Consider the following 18,658-nt stretch of genomic DNA (forward strand, 5'->3'; position numbering starts at 1 on the left):
AGCCTTAAAGTACGTAGACGAAAATAAACAAACACAGCCAGACCACATCGACAAAGTGCCAATACCAACTCCCCGCTTGGAAAGCAAAATGCTTATCCGCGCTAAAGTGACCCTTCAACACTCTGAAAAACAACACTAATAAAAACAGAGTGCCGAGCGAGACATGCATGCCGTGAAAGCCAGTTAAGAGGAAGAAGGTATTGCCATAAACCCCTGAGGTCAGGGTGAGCCCCATTTCATGGTAGGCATGCATATATTCTTCGGCCTGCAAGGCAAGGAAACCCATACCCAAAAGAATGGTGATCCCGAGCCATAGTGTGATGGCCGAGCGCTTGCCTTTCTCTAGGCTGACATGGGCAAAATGTAAGGTGACTGAGGAGGTCAGCAGCACGATAGTGTTGATTAACGGCAGGCCATTCCACGGCATCGCTTCGGTTTTGGTGCCATCTGGCGTAGTGAGCAACGGCCAAACGGCTTCGAATTGTGGCCAGAGTACTTCGTGGGTCATGGCATTATTGGAGGCGCCACCGAGCCAAGGCACTGCGACCATACGGGCATAAAATAACGCACCAAAAAATGCGCCGAAGAACATCACTTCTGAAAAAATAAACCAGCTCATGCCTTGGCGAAAGGATCTATCCATTTGGTGCGAATAAAGCCCAGTCATAGATTCGTTGATCACGGTTCTAAACCAGCCAACCAGCATAAAGAGGATTACGGCGATACCCGCTAGCAGGATATAACCGCCACCCGATGCGCCCGATTTTAGTTGATGGACAAAGTGCCCTGCACCCAAGGCGATTAGAAACAATCCTATAGCGCCAATGATGGGCCAAGCACTTTGGGCGGGAACATAGTAATTTTCATGTTTTGTGGTCATTTTGCAGCTCCTTGCTCTATGGCAGACGCTAACTGCTTGTCGGTAATGTCGTAGAGGGTGTAAGAGAGGGTCAGAGTGTGGATGGATTCAGGTAACTGAGGATCCACAAAGAAAATGAGCGGCAACTCAGCGCTGGTCGAAGCCGCTAAGTGCTGTTGATTAAAGCAAAAACATTCCGTTTTATTAAAATATGCTGCACCTTGGCCGGGTGATATTGAAGGTATCGCCTGACCGACCGTGGCTTTGTCTGACACATTGCGTGCCAAAAATGCTGTGTGTATCAGTTCGCCGGGGTGAACTTCGAGCCGCTTGGTTTGCGGCTCAAATTTCCACGGCATACCCGTTTGCACTTGGGAGATAAATTCCACTGTGACAACACGACTAGTATCTATGGTTATCGCTTGATAATTACTGGCAGTATTGGAGGTTTTACCGTTAATCCCTAGCTTCTCACACAGCACATCGTATAGCGGCACCAGCGCGAACCCAAAACCAAACATACTAATACAGCCCATGACGAGCATGCTGATAAGCTTTCGATTTGACTTAGGTTTTTCTGGCTGGTGATGGTTCGTCATTTCATTTCACCTCAGGTGGTGTCGTGAAGGAGTGGTAAGGCGCTGGGCTTGGCAATGTCCACTCTAAACCCTCGGAACCTTCCCAAGGTTTAGCGGGGGCTTTCTCGCCGCCACGGATGCACTTGATGACTAACACTAAGAAAATCAATTGCGATAAGCCAAAGGCGAAGCCACCAATCGAGACGATTTGATTAACATCGGCAAATTGAATCGAGTAATCGGGGATACGCCTTGGCATACCAGCTAGCCCAAGGAAGTGCATCGGGAAAAACAGTACGTTGACCGAAATCACCGAACACCAGAAATGCCATTGTCCCAGTCGCTCGTTGTACATGTGCCCCGTCCACTTAGGGAGCCAGTAATAGGCCGCCGCCATGATGGAGAAAATCGCCCCAGTCACGAGCACGTAATGGAAATGCGCCACCACAAAATAGGTGTCGTGGTATTGGAAGTCGGCTGGCGTAATGGCGAGCATTAACCCCGAAAACCCGCCAATGGTGAAGAGTATGATAAAGGCCACGGCGAACAACATAGGGGTTTCGAAGCTGAGTGAACCGCGCCACATAGTCGCGACCCAGTTAAACACTTTCACCCCCGTTGGCACCGCAATCAACATAGTGCAATACATGAAGAACAGCTCGGCAAACACTGGCATGCCTGTAGTGAACATGTGGTGCGCCCACACGAGGAACGACAGAATTGCAATACTGGCAGTGGCATAAACCATTGATGCATAGCCAAATAATGGTTTGCGGCTGAAGGCGGGTACTATGGCGGAGATAATGCCAAAGGACGGCAAAATCATGATGTAGACCTCAGGGTGGCCGAAGAACCAGAAAATATGCTGGAACATCACAGGATCGCCACCCCCCGCGGCGTCGAAGAAGCTAGTGCCGAAAAACTTATCGGTCAGCACCATAGTTACAGCGCCCGCGAGGACGGGCATCACAGCGATCAGCAGGAATGCTGTGATAAGCCAAGTCCATACAAATAGCGGTAACTTCATCCATGTCATGCCGGGCGCACGTAAGTTCACTATGGTCACAATCACGTTGATTGCGCCCATAATTGAACTTATCCCCATGATATGAATAGAGAACACGAAGAGTGCCGTGCTATCGGGGCTATAAGTGGTTGATAGTGGCGCGTAGAAGGTCCAACCAAAGTTAGGCCCGCCGCCTTCCATAAACAGTGAGCTGAGCAAAATGGTAAAGGCGAAGGGTAAGATCCAAAAACTCCAGTTATTCATCCGTGGCAGCGCCATATCGGGCGCCCCAATCATCATAGGGATCAGCCAGTTGGCGAGCCCAGTAAAGGCTGGCATCACGGCGCCGAACACCATAATCAGCCCATGGACTGTGGTCATTTGGTTGAAAAAATTGGGCTCGACCAATTGTAATCCGGGCTGAAACAGTTCAGCGCGGATCACCATGGCCATAGCGCCACCGGTTAAAAACATAATGAAGCTGAACCATAAATACAAAGTGCCTATGTCTTTATGGTTGGTGGTTAGCACCCAGCGCATGATGCCCTTTGGCGCACCATGATGATGGTCATCATGGGCTGCGGTTTGATCTTGAGTCATTGTGCTCATCATAATCCCCTACTGTCCATGGCTTGCGATATCAGCAGGTTGCACTGTATCGCCGGTATTGTTGCCCCAAGCATTGCGCTCATAGGTAATGACTGCTGCGAGTTGCTGTGGGCTGAGTTGTTTGCCAAATGCTTGCATAGCCGTGCCTGTTTTGCCGTGCATCACAATATCGAGATGATTGGCGACGGGCCCAGTGGCGATAGCACTGCCAGCGAGGGCGGGGAAGGCGGGTGGTATGCCAGCTCCCGTCAACTGATGGCAGGCCGCACAAGTGGTGGTGTAGACAGTTTCACCTTCGGCCATCAGTGCCTCATGGGTGAGAGTGGGGAGGCTCGCCGGATCCACTATGGTTGCGGAGTCGACAACTGCTGCGGGCTCAGTTGTAGGTGCGGGAGTTGGGGTCGTATTGGCTGGTGCGGTAGCAGGTGCCTGTGTGCCTGCACTACCGTTCATGTGCTCGTTGACGTCTTTGGCCTGTACAGCATCGCCAGTATTATTGCCCCAAGCATTACGCTCATAGGTAATCACAGCGGCAATTTCTTGTGCAGTCAATTGCTTACTAAAGGCTTGCATAGCCGTACCCGTTTTACCGTTGAGCACAATTTCAAGGTGGCCGCTGAGCGGTCCCGTTGCTATCGGACTGCCTTTGAGGTGTGGGAATACGCCTTGTAACCCCTCGCCATTGGGCTGGTGGCAGGCTGCGCAGTGCCCGAGGTAAACTTGCTCACCTTGGGTCATCAGATCATCTTTGCTAAGGGTCTGTGATAAAGCGGCTTGAGCGGCTTCTGCCGCCGCGCCTGCGGCTTGTTTCTGCTCCGTCACCCAAGCTTCAAACTCGGCTTCGGGTATGGCTTGCACTACGATCGGCATAAAACCATGGTCTTTACCGCAAAGTTCGGCGCATTGACCACGGTAAATACCGGGTTTGTCGATGCGAGTCCAAGCCTCATTGATAAATCCTGGGTTGGCATCTTTCTTCACGGCAAAAGCAGGTACCCACCATGAATGGATGACATCTTCAGAGGTCATCAAAAAGCGGATTTTGCGATTTATCGGCAGAACGAGCGGCTTATCGACCTCCAATAGGTAGTGTTCACCCTTGGTTTCGGTACCGTCGATTTGTGCTCTAGGGGTTGCGAGTATGCTGTAAAAATCAATGTCTTGATCGAAATAGCTGTAATGCCATTTCCATTGGGAACCCGTGACTTTAACGGTCAGATCGGCGTCGCTGGGATCTTCCATCGCAATTAAGGTTTTTGTCGCAGGAATCGCCATTAAGATCAAAATGATAAATGGCAGAATCGTCCAAGCGATTTCAACTTTAGTGCTTTCGTGAAAGTGGGACGCGACAGCGCCTTTGGATTTTCTGTGGTTGATCATGGCGTAAATCATCACGACAAAGACCACAAGGCCAATGGCGCAGCAGATATACAAGATGGTCATGTGCAAGTGATAAACCTTGCCACTGATCTCGGTTACGCCAGGGGTCATGTTGAACCGCATGTCCGCGGCGGCCAACGGTGGTGCGAATAACACCACGAGTAAACAATACAACAATTGCTTCACAAGACTTCTCCTCTGCCAATTGCGAATAGCAACTACAAAGAAGAGCAACACAGTAAGTCTCAACTCTATGCAAACTCTTCAGTTCCCAAAAAAGCTTTTTTGACTTCAACGTGCGTTGGCGGCTGTTACTTTTAATTAAGTATTATTACTGCTGGTATTAGCCACGCTGGCACATACGACTGAAATAAATCTGTTCTCTATTTTTAGTGGCATTTTGAACTCGATTACGGCTCGATTTATTTGCCACGGGCGGCGATATATCATCGCCGACTAAACCAACCATACTTGCTGTTTAAATATTGATCAAGATCACTTATTTATCTAATTGTCTGAAAAATTGCCAAAAAAAAGCCTCACATTCATAGGCGAGGCGGCTTTCAAGGTAAAAAATTAAATGAATATTTAATGTACAGCGCTAAAAAAAGATTGTTGGCCGAAGAGGCTACCTTGCTCAATGCGTACGTCGCCATGTAAGTGACTGTTTACGTCTTCTAGCACTATGCCCATGGCGCGGGCACTTTTAGCGACAATTTGCAGGCGACGATTATCGCGTGCATCTAATGATTGGGTCCAAGTAATAACCGCACTGGACGTACCACTTGTTAAGGCTTTTTCCATCGCCCACAGGGTTTCCACTTCATCTTTCGCGTGCACCAGCAAGACTCTATCCATACGCACGCCTGCATTGGCGAGCATTTGTTTGTAGCCAATACTCGGCGGGTTGATGAGCACTAACCAACGGCCCTGTTGGCTTAACTGGGCGAGTTGCGCGCTCAGATGGATTAATTCTTGGCGACCTTGAGTCTTCGTTGGCATGCAGGCGATAGGTGCATGGTGCCAGTCATAGTCGGCATCACGGACTTCATCGAGCCACAAGCCCGGGTGGCGGGGTGCATTGCCAAGTAGTTTGTTCATAGCCAATCTCCATTACGGATCACACCGACGGCGAGTCCTTCAATTGTTAAACTTTGATAGCCTAAATCCACTTTAATCGGGGAATAGTCTTCATTTTCGGCGTGTAGATAGACCACATTACCTTTTTTTTCGAAACGTTTAACAGTGACATCGTCGTCGACTCTAGCGACAACCACTTGACCATTTCTAGCTTGTTGTACTTTATGAACTGCCAGCAAATCTCCTTCGAGAATGCCAATATTCTTCATGCTGTCGCCTTTAACCCGCAGTAAAAAATCGGCGGCGGGATGGAACATGCTTGGGTCGACTTGGTAGTACTGTTCAACATGTTCTTGGGCGAGAATAGGTTCGCCAGCAGCTACTTGACCGATAAGCGGTAAACCTGTTTCAGTTACTTCTTCGACTTCCGCAGTCAGACGAATGCCCCGCGATGTGCCTGGCATGATCTCAATGCAGCCCTTTTTCGCCAACGCTTTAAGATGCTCTTCAGCCGCATTGGCGCTCTTAAAACCTAAACGGGTCGCGATTTCTGCCCGTGTGGGTGGCATGCCAGTATCGGCAATATTTCGTTTAATTAGCTCTAAAATTTCAGCTTGGCGTGGCGTCAAAGGTCTCATGGTATTTCCTGTTTTTCTATACAGTTACTGTTAGTATATACAGTATTATTTGCAGCGCAAGTATTAACCACTTTTTAGCTATGTTGGAGAGAATTAGCGAATATTACCCATAGTCTGGTATTCTACCGGGCTAGTAAACGTACTTAATTGCATAAGAATAATGCCTAAACACGACTCTCTTTGGTTGAAATCATTACGCTGGATCCAAAAACACTTAGTGCACACTATTGTTGTGCCTCAGGATCCCTTTGCCGATCTGAATCTGGATGCCTCCAGACCCCTTGCTTATGTGATGAAAACGGAATCGCTGAGTGACATCGCTGCCCTGAGCGAAATTACGGCTAAGTTAGGACTGCCGAGCCCCTATGAGCCTTTAGTGGCAAACGGTGTGATTGCGCCTCGGGTTGTCTGCCTTCAAGGGCGTAAGCCGCTGTTTGGCGAGCGTGCCGGTAACGAGCCTTTCCTCGAATGCTTTATGCGTTTGTTGGCCGTGCATAAGGAACGCCCTGAATTAGACATTCAACTGGTGCCCGTGAGCCTGTATTGGGGCCGGACGCCAGGGAAAGAAGACGACACTATGAAGGCGGCTGTGTTTGAGCGGGAAAACCCGACTTGGCTGCGCAAGTGCTTGATGATTTTGTTCTTAGGTCGACATAACTTCGTACAATTTTCGAATGCGGTATCCCTGCGATACATGGCCGACGAACACGGCACTGACATGGGGATCGCTCATAAGTTAGCGCGGGTCGCGCGGGTGCATTTCCGTCGTCAACGTAAGGTGATGACTGGACCTGTGTTGCCAAATCGCCAAGCACTATTTCATTCGTTGCTCAAATCCGAGTCGCTGCGTAAAGCGATTCAAGAAGAAGCGGCCAACAAAAAGATTTCTGAGACCCAAGCGCGCGAGACGGCTATTGAGTACCTTGATGAAATCGCAGCAGATTACTCAGATAGTTTAGTGCGTATTGCTGAGCGTTTTTTAACTTGGTTGTGGAACAAGCTTTACAGCGGGATCAACATTAAAGGCGCCGAGCAAGTTCGCCAGTTGCACCACGATGGTCACGAGATTGTTTATGTGCCTTGTCATCGCAGCCACATGGATTACCTGCTGTTATCGTATATTTTGTACTATCAAGGCATGGTTCCGCCGCACATTGCTGCCGGTATTAACCTCAACTTTTGGCCCGCCGGACCTATGTTCCGTCGCGGTGGTGCCTTCTTTATCCGCCGTAGTTTTAATGGCAACAAGCTGTATACCGCAGTATTCCGTGAATATTTAGATCAACTGTTTGCTAAAGGTTATTCGGTGGAATATTTCTCCGAAGGCGGCCGCTCACGTACGGGGCGTCTATTGGCGCCCAAAACTGGCATGATCGCTATGACGATGAACAGCGTGCTGCGCGGTATCGAGCGTCCAGTCACGCTAGTGCCTGTATATTTAGGCTACGACCATGTGATGGAGGTAGCGACTTACCATAAAGAATTAAGCGGTAAGAAAAAGAAAAAAGAATCTGTGTGGCAAGTGTTTGGCGCGATCCGCAAACTGGGTAATTTCGGCCAAGGTTATGTGAACTTTGGCGAGCCCATTACCCTGCAAAACTTCTTAAATGAGCGTGCGCCAAACTGGCGTAATGAGGTAGCCGATGATCCTGAGCAAAAACCGAGTTGGTTAACGCCAGCGGTAAACGTGCTAGCGAATCGAGTGATGACAAATATCAACGATGCGGCGGCGGCGAGTTCGGTGACCTTGACGAGTTTAGTGTTGCTGGCCACAGATCAAAATGCCTTAGAGCGCAGTCTGTTGGAGCGTCAGCTTGATCTGTATCTGACCCTACTCAAAAAAGTGCCTTACACTACTTATACTTCGGTTGCCGAAGGTGATGGTAAGCATTTAGTGCAGCAAGGTTTAGAGCTGAATAAGTTTGTTGTTTGTGCCGATCCTTTAGGTGAAATCGTGTCTATCGAAGCGAGTCAGGCTGTGTCTATGACTTACTATCGTAACAATATCATTCACTTATTTATTGTGCCGTCATTAATTGCGAGCTGCTTAACGCATAATGAGCAGATCCCGCGTCAGCAAGTGGTGTCAATCGTTGCCGATTTTTATCCGCTACTGAAAGCAGAACTCTTTATGGGCATTAAAGATGTACCTGCCTATGTCAATCAAGTGCTGGATTTCTTCATTGAACAAGGGTTAGTGGTCGAGACTGATACCTTAGCTGTCGTGCCAGAGCACACTAGCCAACTATTATTGTTAGCCAGTTCAGTAAGCGAGACCCTGCAACGCTATGCCATTATTTTCAATCTGTTAGCAAACAGACCTAAGATGGAGCGCTCAGAACTTGAGTCTGAGAGTCATCTACTCGCCCAGCGTTTAGGCGCTTTGCATGGCATTACTGCGCCTGAGTTCTACGATAAGAAACTTTACGGCACCTTGAGCGTTAAGCTCAAAGAATTGGGCTATCTAGCGGATAACCAAGATAAGTCCAATATCAATCGCATACGAGATCAAGCCAATAGCTTATTACGTCCGTCAGTGAAACAAACGATAGTGGCGAGTGTCACCGCGGAGCATACAGTTTAATGGCAAATCATATGAATGCGGCTAAGCATAAGCCCGCAGGTAAGTCCTTGCTCGGCGGCGCCATGATTATTGCTGGCACGACCGTAGGTGCAGGGATGTTTTCTCTGCCCGTGGTCGGTGCAGGTATGTGGTTTGGCTATTCGATTTTAATGTTATTAGGCATTTGGTTTTGCATGTTGATGTCGGGCTTATTGTTGCTCGAAACCAATTTGCATTTCGAACCCGGTGCCAGCTTCGATACTTTAAGCAAGCAAACCTTAGGGCAGTTTTGGCGGATAGTGAACGGCGTTTCTATCGCGTTCGTGCTGTATATTTTGACCTATGCCTATATCAGCGGCGGTGGTTCGATTGTAAACCACAGCTTGCAGGGCATGGGAATTGAGTTACCGCAAAGTGTTGCTGGGCTGGTGTTTGCCATAGTGTTGGCGAGTATTGTATTGATCAGCACTAAGGCCGTGGATCGCATTACCACGATTATGCTCGGCGGTATGATCATTACCTTCTTCCTTGCTATTGGCAATTTACTGATCGAAATCGATGTGACTAAGTTGCTCGAACCCGATGGTAATAATAGCTTTTCACCTTATCTGTGGGCGGCGCTACCCTTTGGTCTTGCCAGCTTTGGCTACCATGGTAACGTTCCCAGCTTAGTGAAGTATTACGGCAAAGATTCCACCACCATTATCAAGGCGATTTTCGTCGGCACCTTTATCGCGCTGGTGATTTATGCCTGTTGGTTAGTGGCGACTATGGGCAATATTCCCCGCAGCCAGTTTATCGATATTATTGGTCAAGGCGGCAATATGGGGGTCTTGGTGGGCGCTTTGTCCGAGGTGATGGCAAGTAGCTGGTTGAACAGTATGTTGACCCTGTTTGCTAACTTGGCCGTGGCTTCATCTTTCTTAGGGGTGACCTTAGGTCTGTTTGATTATCTCGCCGACTTGTTTGGTTTTGACGATTCGCGCTCGGGCCGGATGAAAACCGCGTTAGTGACCTTTGTGCCGCCAACGATTTTAGGATTACTGTTCCCCGACGGCTTTTTAGTGGCGATTGGCTTTGCGGCATTAGCGGCGACAGTGTGGGCGGTAATCGTCCCGGCGCTGATGGCCTATAAATCGCGGCAGTTATTCCCCGAGAGCACAGGTTTTAGAGTGATAGGCGGTACGCCGCTGATTATTCTTGTGGTGTTATTTGGCATAGTCACGGGTGCTTGTCATCTGCTCGCGATGGCAAATTTACTGCCGCAATATTCCTAATTTGTTTCGATGATTTAAGCCCTCTGCGTGAGGGCTTTTTTGTATTTAGCGATTGAGTTTTAATCCTGCAGATCTTTTTTATCCCGACACTGGACAGAAGCCCGAACTCAGGCTTAACTCGAATGATTGTAAAAACGAAGGAGCCAATGATGAAAATTACTCAGTACGCACAAGGACATGCATGTTGGGTTGAACTCGCAAGCCACGATTGGCAAGCTGCTAAGGCATTCTACCAAGCGTTATTTGGTTGGGACTCAGTTGACATGCCGATCCCAGAAGGTCATTTTTCGCTATTCAATTTAGCGGGGGATGATTTAGGTGCCATGTACCAAATCCCCGAGTCAGAGTCGCAGATCCCTAGCCATTGGCGTGTCTACTTTGCCGTTGATGATATGGATGCCAGCATTGCAGCGATTCAAGCGGCGGGTGGCCAAGTGCACATGGGGCCGCATATTGTCGCTGATGCGGGCGTGATGGCGCAGGTGAGCGATCCACAAGGCGCACGTTTTGCGCTGTGGCAAGCGAAGAATCATATCGGTGCTCGCCGTCAGGGTGAACTCAATACCCTTTGCTGGGTTGAGCTGGCTTGTAGAGAGCCACGCGCTGAGGAAGCCTTTTACTGCAAAATATTCCCTTGGACTAACTCGCCCAGCGACATGCCGGACATCGAATATTCTGAGTGGCAAGTTGATGGTCAATCCATCGGCGGTATGATGACCATAATGCCCGAATGGGGCGATATCTCTCCCCATTGGCTGCTTTATTTTGCCGTAGCCGATTGCGATGCATTTGCAGAAAAAGCCCAAGCGTTAGGCGCGCAAGTGTGTATTTCGCCCAGTGATATCCCCGATGTGGGTCGATTCTCTGTGATAGCTGATGCCCAAGGTGCCACCTTTGCGGTGATCGAGCTTAATCAGATGTAAGGCCATATTTAGGACGAGTCATATTTAAGATTAAAAACGGCGACACTCAGTCGCCGTTTTTATTCGTCTAACCATTTGTTTAATTAGCATTATCAATCATGATTGTCTCAGGGCAGGAGCCTCTGCCTGCCTTGTTAGCTTTGGCGAGTAGGCTAGGCAAGGAGTCTGAGGCTTTAATGACCTCGGGCAAGTTAATGCGGACTTCACTCAGTAATCCCTTGCCACATTCTAGGCTCATTTTAGCGTGAGCACCTTGACCGAAACTGCTATCAAAACTTTGGTTTAACTCACTTTTACTGACACTCTTACCTATGTTGTCATGAATAAATTTTTGTACCCATGCCGAGGCATTGACCGCTTGGGTCAGCTGGGTTGCCAATAAAAAGTACTCGTTAGGGTCTTGGCTACGGCAAGTGCCGTGTTTCCACCATTCGTGGCGTTCTAAACAGGTGCCATATTGGGCGCTTGGCATGACTTCTTCTAAATTTTTGCGCACCGATGAATTCAGTTCAAGCTCAGGATAAGTACAGAAATCATTCGGTTGCAGTTTGACTGTGCTGCAATAGCCATAACGTGTGCCGCATTGTTGTTTATTCGGCCACAGTCCGTGCAGGCTGAAGTGTTGCCACTGGCTCGATTCAGGCGTTTGGCTGAGGGCGCGGCATTCGGCTTTGCGGCGGCCATAGAGTTCACAAAAGGTACTTTGCCAGCTTAAGGCCAGCACGTTGGCGTCAAATTCACCGCCGATTTGGCATTGATCTCCTTGGCGTTTCTCTGGTGTGCCATGCTCTTTAAGGCTATCTCGGCTTTTGGCTTTAATGTCCGATGCTGTAGTGGTTTGCGCCGGTTCTACCGCTGTTGCAGGTGTCGATACATTACTGCCTGCTATATTAGACAGATACTGACCACAATCGCCACTAATCCACCGCATGGGAGACTTCACTGCGTTGGTGCGTACTCGTAGCCAGTCAGGTTTAGCGCTGTTGCCGAGGATTTCGAGTACCGGATAGCGCTCACCAATATTGCTCTGCCATTGGTCCGGGTTAGTCTGTTTATTTTTCGATTGAAAGAGCTCACAGCGTTTGTCGGCAATAAACTCGCCGCTAGCGGGCGCGGCAAAGGCAGGTGCTGCTGAAATGATTAGCGCAGCGCATAAACCGAACGCCGCAAATAACGTACGCGATAGGCTTTTAAGGGAAAGTGCTTGCGGCCATATCCGGCTGATGGTCATACAAAATGGCTTAATCATGTGATGGAATCCTTTCTGCTGCAGTAAGTCGTGTCAATCCTGTGGTGCGCTAAGTTAATGGTACACATAAGCGTTATAAACTAAGAGGCTTATTTTACTCAGAGTGATGTGTAGCACGGCTGCTAAATTAGATTTTTAATCTGATTGAATGAAAAATCCCCTCAAACCCTAATAGCTTGAGGGGATTTTTATGGGTGCTCTCTTGCCGTTAACTTACGTGCGCAGCATCTTTGTTTAATTTACGCGAGTAAATCAGTAGATAGAGTGCAGGCAGGACAAACAGCGACAGTATGGGCGCTGTGACCATACCGCCTACCATAGGTGCGGCGATTTTTTGCATTACATCGTTACCCGAACCTGCGCCCCACATAATGGGCAATAGGCCGAAGAAGATGGTTGCCACTGTCATCGCTTTTGGGCGGATCCGCATAACGGCGCCTTCAATCAAGGCTTCTTTCAAGTCATTGACGCTGTGGTAATTATCTTTTTCTTGCCTGTGTTTGATGGCGTTATTGAGGTACACCAACATCACCACTCCAAACTCGGCGGCGACACCCGCTAAGGCAATCATACCGACAGCGACGGCCACTGAGATGTTGTAATCCAGCAGATACAACAACCAAGTGCTGCCGACCAATGCGAAGGGGAGGCTTAGCATAATAATGCTGGCCTGAATGGTGGAGCCGAAGGTCATCATCAGCAGGATGAAGATGACGGCTAACGCCATAGGGATCACTTGTTTAAGCTTAGCATCGACCCTTTGCATATATTCGTACTGACCCGCAAAGCTATAGCTGTAACGGGGTGGGACGACGAGTTCGGTATCTAAGGCAGTTTTCGCGGTGGCAATATACTCACCGATAGAGGTGCCCTCGATATCGATAAACACCCAAGAGATTAAGCGGCCATTCTCGCTCTTTAACATAGGCGCGCCATCGTTAATTTCGATGTCGGCCAAGTTACGTAGCGGCAGATAATGCCCCGACTTAGTGATCACGGGCAGCTCGCGCAGCTTCTCAATATTGTCGCGCAGTTCACGGGGATAACGCAGGTTGATTGGATAACGTTCGGCGCCTTGTACCGACTCGCCAATGTCCATACCGCCGATGGCGTAACGCACCACATCTTGAATATCCTGCAACGTCATACCGTAACGTGCGGCTACATCCAGTTTCGGACTGATATCGATATAACGCCCGCCGCCACTTCGCTCAGCATAAGCCGACTTAGTGTGCGGTACTTTGCTTAAGATAGCTTCAATCTTAGTGCCAATGCTTTGCAGTTCGTTGACATCGGCCCCAGTGATCTTAATGCCGACAGGGGTTTTGATCCCCGTCGAGAGCATGTCGATTCGGGTTTTGATGGGTTGCACCCAAGCATTGGTGAGTCCAGGTACTTTTACGGTTTGCTGTAGCTGGGCAATGATGCCATCTAAGGTCATGCCTTCACGCCATTCATCATGGGGTTTAAGCATGATAGTGGTTTCAAGCATGGTCAGCGGCGCGGGATCGGTCGCGGTTTCGGCGCGGCCTACTTTGCCAAACACGCGGGCCACTTCGGGCACGGTTTTGATCAAGCGGTCGGTTTGCTGCAACACTTCGGCGGCCTTGCTGGCACTGATGCCGGGCAATGCCGTTGGCATGTAGAGCAAATCGCCTTCTTCGAGTGCGGGCATAAACTCGCTGCCCATGCGGGTCATAGGATACCAAGCGCTGGCCAGCGCGATTAACGCTAACATCAGGGTGACTTTAGGGAATTTCAGCACCAGTTTTAGTGAAGGTTGGTAAAGCGCGATCAAGAAACGGCTGATGGGATTGCTGCGTTCGCTGGGGATTTTGCCGCGAATAAAGTAACCCATCAAAATCGGCACTAAGGTAATGGATAAAAAGGCCGCCGCTGCCATGGCGAAGGTTTTAGTGTAGGCCAATGGCGCGAATAATCGACCTTCCTGCGCCTCGAGTGCAAACACAGGTACAAAGCTTAAGGTGATAATAATCAATGAGAAAAATAACGCAGGGCCGACTTCAATCGACGCTTCGGTGACTATGCGCCAATGCTCTTTCGTATCGGGTTCGCGCTCATGTTTCGCTTTAAAATGCTCTAAATGTTTGTGCAAGTTTTCGATCATCACAATCGCGCCATCCACCACGGCGCCGATGGCAATGGCGATGCCACCAAGGCTCATGATATTGGCGTTAACACCCATCTTGTTCATCACGATAAAGGCGATAAGGATGGATAGCGGCAGGGTGATCACGGCCACGAGTGTGGAGCGCGCATGCAGTAAAAACAGCAAACAGACTAAGCCGACCACCAACATTTCTTCGACGACCTTGCTAAACAAGTTGTCGACGGACTTAAGGATCAAGTGAGATCTGTCATAGGTTGGGATAATCTCAACCCCATCGGGCAGGCCGGCTTTGAGTTCTTCGAGTTTTGCTTTCACCGCATCAATTGTCGCTAAGGCGTTTTCGCCGTAACGCATCACCACAATGCCGCCAACGACTTCGCCTTCGCCGTCGAGTTCGGCAATGCCGCGGCGAGAGGCTGGGCCTTTACGCACAGTGGCAACATCATTGAGGGTTAAACCTGTGCCAGAAGGGCTAGTGATGCCAAGGGGGATTTCACGGAAATCCTCTAGCGTCTGGCGATAGCCTTTGGCGCGCACCATGTATTCAGCTTCGGCCATCTCGATCACTGAGCCGCCCGCTTCGCTGTTCGCTTTGTCTATGGCTTGTTTAATGGTGGCGATATCGAGCTTGTAGATCGCCATTTTATCGGGCTCGAGCACTATCTGATAGGTTTGCTCCATGCCGCCGACAGTGGCGACTTCAGACACGCCCGCCACGCTTTGTAGCTCTAGCTTGAGATACCAATCCTGCAGACTCTTGAGTTGCGATAAATCTAAATTGCCGGAGCGATCGACTAGCGCATATTCAAACACCCAACCGACGCCAGACGCATCGGGGCCGAGGGAAGGTTGCACATTTTGTGGCAAACGGCTGCTGATCTGACTCAGGTATTCAAGCACCCGTGAGCGAGCCCAGTAAATGTCGGTGCCATCTTCAAAAATGACATACACGTAAGAGTCGCCGAACATGGAATAACCACGCACGGTTTTAGCACCAGGTACGGCTAACATGGCGGTCGACAAGGGATAAGTCACTTGTTCTTCAACCAATTTTGGCGCTTGACCCGGATAAGGGGTTTTAATGATCACTTGCACATCGGATAAATCCGGCAGCGCATCGAGCGGCGTTTTTCGCAGCTCCTGTACGCCCCAAACAGTGATCATGATGGCGATAATCAACACCATAAATCGCTGCCTGATGGACGCCTCGATAATATATTTCAACATAACGCGCTCCTAGTGCTGATGACCGCTGCTTAAACGCATTAAACTGCCCTTGAGGCTAGCCTCGGAGTCGAGTAAGAATTGCCCCGAAATCACCACACGTTCACCTTCATTCAGGCCTGAAATAATCTCGGCCTTACCTTGGCTCATCATGCCGACTGTGACGGCCTTGGCGGTAAAGCTGTCGTCGGTTTGCTTGACGATCACGCGGTTTTCTTTACCCGTTTGAATTAAAGCTTCCTGCGGGATCACTAGCACATCTTTATTCGGGCCACCGAATAGTGAGACTTTGGCGAGGGTTTTAGGTCTTAAATCTACCTCGGTATTGTTGAGCACTACTCGTACTCGCAGGCTGCGAGTGACAGGATCAAGCTCAGGATAGATGTAATCGATCGTGCCTTCGATGCCGCTGATATTCATGGCGGGAACGGCAATTTCGGCCTTCTGACCTTTGGCAATCCAGCTTTGCTCGTTCTCAAAGACGTCGGCAATCACCCAGACTTTGGAGAGATCCACCACAGACATGACTTCTGTCGACGGTTGAATATACATGCCATCGCGAATGTCGAGAGCCTTCACTATGCCGTCTTCTTTGGCGTAGAAAGGTACCCGATATTGGGTTTGATGTGACTCGGCTAATTGTTTGATTTGCCTGTCGTTAAAACCAAGGAAGGATAAGCGTAAGCCCGCATTGCGCACCAAATCTTTGTAGCGGCCTTGGCCGTTTGCTTTAGCAGTGTCCATCGCGAGCAGGTAGTCATCTTGGGCGTTGATTAAATCGGGGGAATAGATCTCGTAGATCAGTTGGTCTTTCTTGACGGTATCACCCACGGATTTGATCATCAGTTTTTCAATCCAACCAGTAACGCGGGCATGGATATGGGTGATTTGGCTTTCGTCATAGTCGATTTGACCGACGGTTTCGACAAATTTCCACAGTGTGTCGCGTTCAACCTTGGCCACCTTTAACGCCAACGCTTGCTGCATGCTGCCGGATACATTGATGTTGATTTCTTGGGTATTACCGCCCGTTTCGACCTTTTCTAAGTTCATACCGCAGATAGGGCAAGTGCCGGGTACATCACTGATAATGTGGGCATGCATAGGGCAAACGTACTTGATTGTTGTCACATGATTTTGGGCTTTAACTAAACTGTCGGCCTTAGGTGTTGGGGTATCGAATACCTGACTCGCAGCTTTGGCGGCAGAGGTTTGCCAATGTTCAGAGGTTTGGTGATCTGCGGCTTGATGCTGTGCATGCTCGGCCGTAGGGTTCGCGGCATCAAGTTTCTCAACCAAAAACATATTGCACTTAGGGCAGCGACCGGGCTCATGGCTGATCACTTCGGGATGCATAGGACAAGTGTAGGTTTTCACTTGATTTAACGGATTATTCTTTGGCGCAGTTGCAGAATTTACTGCCGCTTCGGTCGCAACGGGTTCTTGTGTGTTCGCTAACTGGGCATGGCTCAACCAAGGCGTACTGATGAGTAAGCTACTCAAGATCAGTACGGCCTTAGGGGCCTGCTTTTTTACTGTATTAAATTGGTTCATATGCCTCATCTCCAGCCTAGCTTAGTGGTGTTCGTGCGCGTTGTGCATCGTACCTTCAGCCGTTTTTACTTCCGTCGCCTTTGGCTCTAAGTCCATGCCGCATTTAGGGCAAGTATCGCCTTTATTGCCAGTCACTTCGGGGTGCATAGGGCAAACATAGGCTTGTGCTTGTTGCTGTGGATTTGCATTGTCGTGTTGATGTTCGTGCGGCGCAGCCGTGGCAAACACGCTAGTGCTGCTCAGCAAGAATGCGATTAAGGCGAGATTAGTTAGTGTTTTCATATTATTCACTCCATCGGATTAACGGCCGAATATGAGCGCATAAACGTCTGTGAGCACAGTGGTTCAAAGCGGTTCGCTTCGATAGACGGATTGATGCCACAACTTGGCATTCGGCTCAGTTAACAACGTTTTGCTAGACTCGGGTGCACGATTTAACGATAAGGCACCACAATAAACGGCTAAATTTGGCGTTAGCTTAGGGCTAACTGGATTGTCGTTTTAGCTTGGCTTCTTGAGGGCGATTTGCCCATTAAGCGCAAAGTAGGCCTAGGCTATCGGAGGTTTAAAGGCCGAAGACAAAGAGATCGAGTGGAAATGAGGCATAGGAGTGGCCATTGCAGTATCGCTCATGCTCACACTGGGCCAGAGGTGTGGGCTGAATAGAGTGCCAGCAACTGAAATCGTCAAACAATGACCACAATCATTTGAACATGATGTGGTGCCATCACAGCAATGCTGTTTCGCGCCGGGAAGCATTTTATCGTTGCAGCAATCCGCGTTGGCCATTGAATGTGAGTCAGAGGGGTTCTCTGTGTTCATCTGCGTCATGGCAGCATGGTGCATTTTGGGGGAAGCTTCATGATTCATCGCACTCATATCCATAGTGTGCGGCACCATGGCGTGACCATTAGACACAACACTTTGCCCGACGAGTGCGAGTAAAGTGAACATGACTAAAAAGTAACGACCGAGTGTGTGATGCATAAGTATTCCAAATGATGAACGGCTCGAGTCTAGCATAGAGGCATTATGCTGTAATGATTTAACTCACATTTCAGCACATGCCTCAAATTAAATATTTAACTCGTCTAAATTAGAAAGCGGGATTGCTGACTAACATTTTCGCCATCAGTTGGCTGTGGCTTTGCAGTGGATATTCGCCCGCTTTGTCACCATTAATACTGAGTTGAATCGTTGGATATTTAATAAATTGGCGCGCTTCAGCTTCAGTCATTATTTTGGGCTGGGTGATATGGTAGCTATCACTTGCCTTTACATCCAACACTAAGTAAAGCGGTTCTGATTTAACCCAGTTGCCATTATCATCGGCGCGATAATCAAATATATCCTGATATTTTAGCTCGAGCAGTACTTTCCCGGCGGAGAGTTGGATAGGCTTAAATGGCGTCGTTGGCACACCATTGATACTGATAACACTGAGCGCCTCTGTGCTTTTTAAGCTGGCGGCTGTCACTGTGGTGCTACTTAATAAGGCGCCGATGACGAAAGTTAGGCCTAGTAAGCTTTTGTTCAATAAAGTGGTTTTCATAATAAACTCCAAAAATTCTCTGTACCTAGTTGCAG

15 protein-coding genes are annotated in these 18,658 nt (G+C 49.1%); 3 read left to right on the plus strand and 12 right to left on the minus strand.

Going from position 1 to position 18,658, the window contains the following annotated elements:
- Positions 1-4: 4 nt before the first annotated feature.
- The 6 genes from Q4Q49_RS05305 to lexA all read right to left on the minus strand — a co-directional run bounded on the left by Q4Q49_RS05305 (position 5) and on the right by lexA (position 6,150).
- Positions 5-880: a cytochrome c oxidase subunit 3 gene (locus Q4Q49_RS05305; RefSeq protein WP_006079601.1), complete on the minus strand. Its 876-nt coding sequence runs from the start codon at positions 878-880 to the stop codon at positions 5-7.
- Entirely contained in the window at positions 877-1,458 is a 582-nt protein-coding gene (locus tag Q4Q49_RS05310) for a cytochrome c oxidase assembly protein (RefSeq protein WP_311998811.1), read from the minus strand. Before Q4Q49_RS05310 ends, Q4Q49_RS05305 begins: the two co-directional genes overlap by 4 nt.
- Before the next feature lies 1 nt (position 1,459).
- Positions 1,460-3,052 carry a cytochrome c oxidase subunit I gene (gene ctaD, locus Q4Q49_RS05315; protein WP_311998812.1) on the minus strand — a complete coding sequence of 531 codons (1,593 nt, stop codon included), beginning with the start codon at positions 3,050-3,052 and terminating at the stop codon, positions 1,460-1,462.
- Between the two features lie 9 nt (positions 3,053-3,061).
- On the minus strand, positions 3,062-4,618 hold the full coding sequence (gene coxB, locus Q4Q49_RS05320) for a cytochrome c oxidase subunit II (RefSeq protein ID WP_311998813.1): 1,557 nt from the start codon (positions 4,616-4,618) through the stop codon (positions 3,062-3,064).
- 402 nt (positions 4,619-5,020) lie between these two features.
- Positions 5,021-5,533: a cell division inhibitor SulA gene (locus Q4Q49_RS05325; RefSeq protein ID WP_006079607.1), complete on the minus strand. Its 513-nt coding sequence runs from the start codon at positions 5,531-5,533 to the stop codon at positions 5,021-5,023.
- Positions 5,530-6,150 (minus strand): transcriptional repressor LexA, encoded by a 621-nt coding sequence (gene lexA, locus Q4Q49_RS05330; RefSeq protein WP_006084613.1) that lies wholly within the window; start codon positions 6,148-6,150, stop codon positions 5,530-5,532. The genes Q4Q49_RS05325 and lexA overlap by 4 nt, the downstream gene beginning before the upstream one ends.
- A gap of 160 nt (positions 6,151-6,310) precedes the next feature.
- On the opposite strand from lexA, the gene plsB reads away from it, so the two are divergent.
- The 3 genes from plsB to Q4Q49_RS05345 all read left to right on the plus strand — a co-directional run bounded on the left by plsB (position 6,311) and on the right by Q4Q49_RS05345 (position 10,913).
- Positions 6,311-8,734 carry a glycerol-3-phosphate 1-O-acyltransferase PlsB gene (gene plsB / locus Q4Q49_RS05335; RefSeq protein WP_311998814.1) on the plus strand — a complete coding sequence of 808 codons (2,424 nt, stop codon included), beginning with the start codon at positions 6,311-6,313 and terminating at the stop codon, positions 8,732-8,734.
- Positions 8,734-9,990: a tryptophan permease gene (gene mtr, locus Q4Q49_RS05340; protein WP_311998815.1), complete on the plus strand. Its 1,257-nt coding sequence runs from the start codon at positions 8,734-8,736 to the stop codon at positions 9,988-9,990. Before plsB ends, mtr begins: the two co-directional genes overlap by 1 nt.
- A gap of 149 nt (positions 9,991-10,139) precedes the next feature.
- Positions 10,140-10,913, plus strand: a complete 774-nt coding sequence (locus tag Q4Q49_RS05345; RefSeq protein WP_311998816.1) for a VOC family protein — start codon at positions 10,140-10,142, stop codon at positions 10,911-10,913.
- A 79-nt stretch (positions 10,914-10,992) separates the two neighbouring features.
- Here the strand turns inward: Q4Q49_RS05345 and Q4Q49_RS05350 are convergent, their stop codons facing one another.
- The 6 genes from Q4Q49_RS05350 to Q4Q49_RS05375 all read right to left on the minus strand — a co-directional run bounded on the left by Q4Q49_RS05350 (position 10,993) and on the right by Q4Q49_RS05375 (position 18,623).
- On the minus strand, positions 10,993-12,162 hold the full coding sequence (locus Q4Q49_RS05350; protein ID WP_311998817.1) for a ribonuclease T2: 1,170 nt from the start codon (positions 12,160-12,162) through the stop codon (positions 10,993-10,995).
- Positions 12,163-12,370: 208 nt separating this feature from the next.
- Positions 12,371-15,520 carry a CusA/CzcA family heavy metal efflux RND transporter gene (locus Q4Q49_RS05355; RefSeq protein WP_311998818.1) on the minus strand — a complete coding sequence of 1,050 codons (3,150 nt, stop codon included), beginning with the start codon at positions 15,518-15,520 and terminating at the stop codon, positions 12,371-12,373.
- Between the two features lie 9 nt (positions 15,521-15,529).
- Entirely contained in the window at positions 15,530-17,071 is a 1,542-nt protein-coding gene (locus tag Q4Q49_RS05360) for an efflux RND transporter periplasmic adaptor subunit (RefSeq protein WP_311998819.1), read from the minus strand.
- A 21-nt stretch (positions 17,072-17,092) separates the two neighbouring features.
- Positions 17,093-17,353 carry a heavy metal-binding domain-containing protein gene (locus tag Q4Q49_RS05365; protein ID WP_107402917.1) on the minus strand — a complete coding sequence of 87 codons (261 nt, stop codon included), beginning with the start codon at positions 17,351-17,353 and terminating at the stop codon, positions 17,093-17,095.
- Positions 17,354-17,620: 267 nt separating this feature from the next.
- Complete coding sequence (locus Q4Q49_RS05370) at positions 17,621-18,058, minus strand: hypothetical protein (protein WP_041408547.1); 438 nt, start codon at positions 18,056-18,058, stop codon at positions 17,621-17,623.
- Between the two features lie 109 nt (positions 18,059-18,167).
- The gene (locus tag Q4Q49_RS05375; protein WP_311998820.1) at positions 18,168-18,623 is read right to left on the minus strand and encodes a DUF2057 family protein; all 456 of its coding nucleotides are present in this window, start codon (positions 18,621-18,623) and stop codon (positions 18,168-18,170) included.
- Positions 18,624-18,658: the final 35 nt, after the last annotated feature.

Source organism: Shewanella sp. SP1S1-7 (assembly GCF_031932105.1).
Lineage (GTDB): Bacteria > Pseudomonadota > Gammaproteobacteria > Enterobacterales > Shewanellaceae > Shewanella > Shewanella baltica.

Bases quoted from the DNA above. Each gene is read 5' to 3' on its own strand.
- lexA (WP_006084613.1), bottom strand. From the start codon at position 6,150: ATGAGACCTTTGACGCCACGCCAAGCTGAAATTTTAGAGCTAATTAAA.
- Q4Q49_RS05360 (WP_311998819.1), bottom strand. From the start codon at position 17,071: ATGAACCAATTTAATACAGTAAAAAAGCAGGCCCCTAAGGCCGTACTG.
- ctaD (WP_311998812.1), bottom strand. From the start codon at position 3,052: ATGAGCACAATGACTCAAGATCAAACCGCAGCCCATGATGACCATCAT.
- Q4Q49_RS05370 (WP_041408547.1), bottom strand. From the start codon at position 18,058: ATGCATCACACACTCGGTCGTTACTTTTTAGTCATGTTCACTTTACTC.
- Q4Q49_RS05305 (WP_006079601.1), bottom strand. From the start codon at position 880: ATGACCACAAAACATGAAAATTACTATGTTCCCGCCCAAAGTGCTTGG.
- plsB (WP_311998814.1), top strand. From the start codon at position 6,311: ATGCCTAAACACGACTCTCTTTGGTTGAAATCATTACGCTGGATCCAA.
- Q4Q49_RS05325 (WP_006079607.1), bottom strand. From the start codon at position 5,533: ATGAACAAACTACTTGGCAATGCACCCCGCCACCCGGGCTTGTGGCTC.
- Q4Q49_RS05310 (WP_311998811.1), bottom strand. From the start codon at position 1,458: ATGACGAACCATCACCAGCCAGAAAAACCTAAGTCAAATCGAAAGCTT.
- Q4Q49_RS05345 (WP_311998816.1), top strand. From the start codon at position 10,140: ATGAAAATTACTCAGTACGCACAAGGACATGCATGTTGGGTTGAACTC.
- Q4Q49_RS05350 (WP_311998817.1), bottom strand. From the start codon at position 12,162: ATGATTAAGCCATTTTGTATGACCATCAGCCGGATATGGCCGCAAGCA.
- Q4Q49_RS05355 (WP_311998818.1), bottom strand. From the start codon at position 15,520: ATGTTGAAATATATTATCGAGGCGTCCATCAGGCAGCGATTTATGGTG.
- Q4Q49_RS05375 (WP_311998820.1), bottom strand. From the start codon at position 18,623: ATGAAAACCACTTTATTGAACAAAAGCTTACTAGGCCTAACTTTCGTC.
- Q4Q49_RS05365 (WP_107402917.1), bottom strand. From the start codon at position 17,353: ATGAAAACACTAACTAATCTCGCCTTAATCGCATTCTTGCTGAGCAGC.
- mtr (WP_311998815.1), top strand. From the start codon at position 8,734: ATGGCAAATCATATGAATGCGGCTAAGCATAAGCCCGCAGGTAAGTCC.